Genomic DNA, 3,403 nt, shown 5'->3' on the forward strand with positions numbered 1-3,403 from the left:
GGCGTTTTCGAGAAGACTTATTTTATCGCTTAAATGTCATTGAGCTAGCCATATCACCATTGAATCAACGCCAGGACGATATTTTACCGTTAGTGAAACACTTTATTGGTGCCAATTTTAGCCTTGATAAGTCGACCCAGCAGGCGTTAATTAATCATAGTTGGTCGGGTAATGTGCGTGAATTAGAAAATGCCTGCAAAAGGGCGGCGCTGTTAGCTAAGTCACCACTATTAACGATTGATGACTTTGGCTTGATGGCGATAGCTAATGGCGGCGCAGCTACCCAGCATGCGCTTGTTGTTGAACATCAACTTGGTCAACAAGAACAGGGCATTGATGATACTCAGTCGATTTGCGAACCTGATAAGCAACAGCTAGAAGACGCCTTAGTGCAATACAATGGCGTCATTGCCAGAGTAGCAAAATCCTTTGGCTTAAGCCGACAAGCCCTTTATCGCCGTATGGAGAAATACGGCCTTAGGGTGACTAAATAATGATGTTATCACTGCGCACTAAATTGCTGCTCAGTAACATGTTGAGCTGCCTTTTGGGGACGATGTCAGGCGCTTTAGTGTGGCTTACATTGGGTGATGACACCTTATGGTTAGCTATTATTGTGATGCTGGCGGTGTGTTATTTTTGCAGTATGTGGCTAACAAGGCGATTAAGTGAAAGTCTGCAAGCACTGGAAATCGGTCTACTTAACTTTAAAGATAATGATTTTAGTGTGTCGCTGCATCCCTACGGCGAACCACAATTAGATGCGCTAGTGAGCTTATATAACCAAGCATCGGCAAAATTGCGTAGTGAGCGACAGTTTATTTATCAGCGCGAGTTAATGCTCGATAAAGTGATTCAGAACTCACCTAATGTCATGCTATTAATTGATGATTCCCAGCGAGTCATTTACGCCAATGGCGCTGCAAGGCATTTGTTTAATCAGGGCGTCAAAGTAGAAGGCATGTTGTTACCTGATCTTGTGGTGATGTTACCCGACACGCTTAAAGCGGCGTTAAGCAGTGAGCAAGAAGGTCTGTTTTCGATGGGCGGTAGCGGGGCAGATGGTGTTGATAGTCATTCTAATACTGATGCTGATAGTAGCGACGTTGAAACCTGGCATATCTCTCGTGGCCGCTTTACTCAAAACAATCAGCAGCACCATTTAATTTTGCTTAAACAACTCACCAAAGAACTTAACCGCCAAGAGGTGGCAGTGTGGAAAAAGGTGATACGCATTATCAGCCACGAGCTTAATAACTCGGTCGCGCCCATAGCGTCTATGGTTAACTCAGGTAAGTTTTTAACCCAGCACTTAGACAACAGTAAGCTGCAATTGATTTTTGATACCATCGAAAATCGCACCACACACCTGAGCCAATTTATCTCTCATTATGCTCAGTTTGCTAAATTGCCGCTGCCACAAAAAGCTTTGATTGATTGGACTAAGATGACCCAGCAATTAGCGCAGCAATACCCATTTAATCTGTTATCACCTTTACCGGTTAAGCCGATAAAACTCGATGCAGTGCAATTAGAACAAGTCTTTATCAATCTGCTTAAAAATGCCCACGAGTCTGGCGCAGTGGCAGACACAGTGTCGTTAATGTTTGAGGAAGTGACTCATCCTGTTAAAGGGTTATTAGTTAAAGTAGAAGATCAGGGGAGTGGGATGTCTAGCGAGGTGTTGTCGCAAGCCTTGTTACCGTTTTACTCAACTAAACAATCCGGTACGGGCATTGGCTTGCCATTATGCCGTGAAATTATTGAAGCCCACGGTGGCCGAATTAGCATGCAAAACCGCGTAGAAGGCGGTTTAAGCGTAAAAGTATGGTTGCCTGTACAGCAGGGCTAACACTTACTAATTTTTAATCAAGTTTGATTGTTTTGAGTTATATTTTCAAAAAGAGAGTTGAAGCCTTAAAGCGTTTTTCAAATATGGCCTACGGCCACTAACGTCGTGGCGCTTCACCCACACCAGATTTAGGTAGTAAGTTGTCAACTTACGCAGGGTAATTTAATCGTCTTCCCGGTAATGCTTTTGAGCCGGGATCCAGGTGTTAGTTTTTGTCGTTTTGTCGTTTTGTCGTTTTGTTCTTATGGCCTGCGGCCACTAACGTCGTGGCGCTTCACCCACACCAGACCAAAAGGAAACCAACGGCTGTTCCCTCTTGGATCACCCCGCCGCCCCGCAACATTTTCAAACAGCGAAAAGGTCGCCATGGGGATTGATCCAGCTTTTGACTTTATTGGGTAACTGCCTCAGCCTTATTCGAAAATGCTACCGCTTCCGATAGGCCATCCATGGCCACCGAAAGCTAGCCTGACGTCCTGTCAGGCTCACGCTATTTTCTTCAACGGCCTCAAGTTCAGAGTTGAATTTGTCCCTTTTAAAGTCAGTATATCTGACACGTTTATTGCCCCAAAACGTGTCAGCAAGGTATATCTGGGTAAACTCATAACCGGGCAATATAAAAGCTATAATATCGAAAACATTTCTTAAATATGCAATTATAACAAAAGATTAGCCAAGGTGTGGTATAAAAAATGACTACCGTAAAAAAGCAAATTTCTATAGAATAAAACATACAGATTAAAGTTAGGTACGGCATCGCCCAGATCCAACAAGCGATTTATGCGTCGCAAACAGCGCAACGCATAAATACTAAAACGTTAACTGTAAAAGGAGCTTGTCATGCAGTATAAAAACACTCAGCTTGGAATCGCGATGCTTTCTGTTATGGGAGTTGTAACATTAGTGCTTATCTTTGCTTCGGTAACTCAACCTACCGAACCGATTGGATTTGCTTATTTAATCGTAGGTTTGGTTTCAATTCTTTTTTCAGCATTAACAATCAAAGTTGAAGATGGAGAGATAAAATGGTTTTTTGGCCCAAAATTTTGGAATAAATCAATAAAGATATCTGAAATTGAGTCTGCGCAAGAGATAAGAACAAAATGGTACTACGGGCTTGGAATTCGGTTAATCTCAACCGGATGGTTATATAATGTTTCTGGTCTAACGGCTGTTGAATTAAAACTTAAAGATGGCACAACGGTTTGTCTGGGTACAAACGATCCAAAAAATTTAATAAAGGCTATTAAGCAAAGTAGTTAACTTGTGCTCGTTCCTTGCTATTTCCCGCCTTTTACAGTGCTCGTTACTAACTCGTTTCTGTCCACAAACGAGTTAGTAACGCTTGCAAAAGCTTGAATTCAACACTGAACTTGAGGCCGTTGAAGAAAATAGCGTGAGCTGGCCATGGCCTTTCCCGCACATCCATGTGCTTCAAGGCATTCCGACATCCTGTCAATCAGATGCCTGCTAGCTTTCGCGGTACAGGTCGTTCCTTGGCATCCTGCCATCACGACATTCGTGAATCCATTCACATCAGATGTACCATCG

The 3,403-nt window shown here is 43.0% G+C and carries 3 protein-coding genes; all 3 read left to right on the forward strand.

Annotated features, from left to right (window positions below; genetic code table 11):
* On the forward strand, window positions 1–494 hold a 494-nt coding region (locus CXF78_RS17685), incomplete at its 5' end, for an AAA-type ATPase lid domain-containing protein (protein ID WP_308302274.1).
* 2 nt (window positions 495–496) lie between these two features.
* On the forward strand, window positions 497–1,852 hold the full coding sequence (locus tag CXF78_RS17690) for a sensor histidine kinase (protein WP_102037498.1): 1,356 nt from the start codon (window positions 497–499) through the stop codon (window positions 1,850–1,852).
* Between the two features lie 840 nt (window positions 1,853–2,692).
* The gene (locus CXF78_RS17700) at window positions 2,693–3,115 is read left to right on the forward strand and encodes a hypothetical protein (protein ID WP_102037497.1); all 423 of its coding nucleotides are present in this window, start codon (window positions 2,693–2,695) and stop codon (window positions 3,113–3,115) included.
* The last annotated feature ends 288 nt before the right edge of the window (window positions 3,116–3,403 follow it).

This window comes from Shewanella sp. 11B5 (assembly GCF_002836795.1).
Taxonomy (GTDB): domain Bacteria; phylum Pseudomonadota; class Gammaproteobacteria; order Enterobacterales; family Shewanellaceae; genus Shewanella; species Shewanella frigidimarina.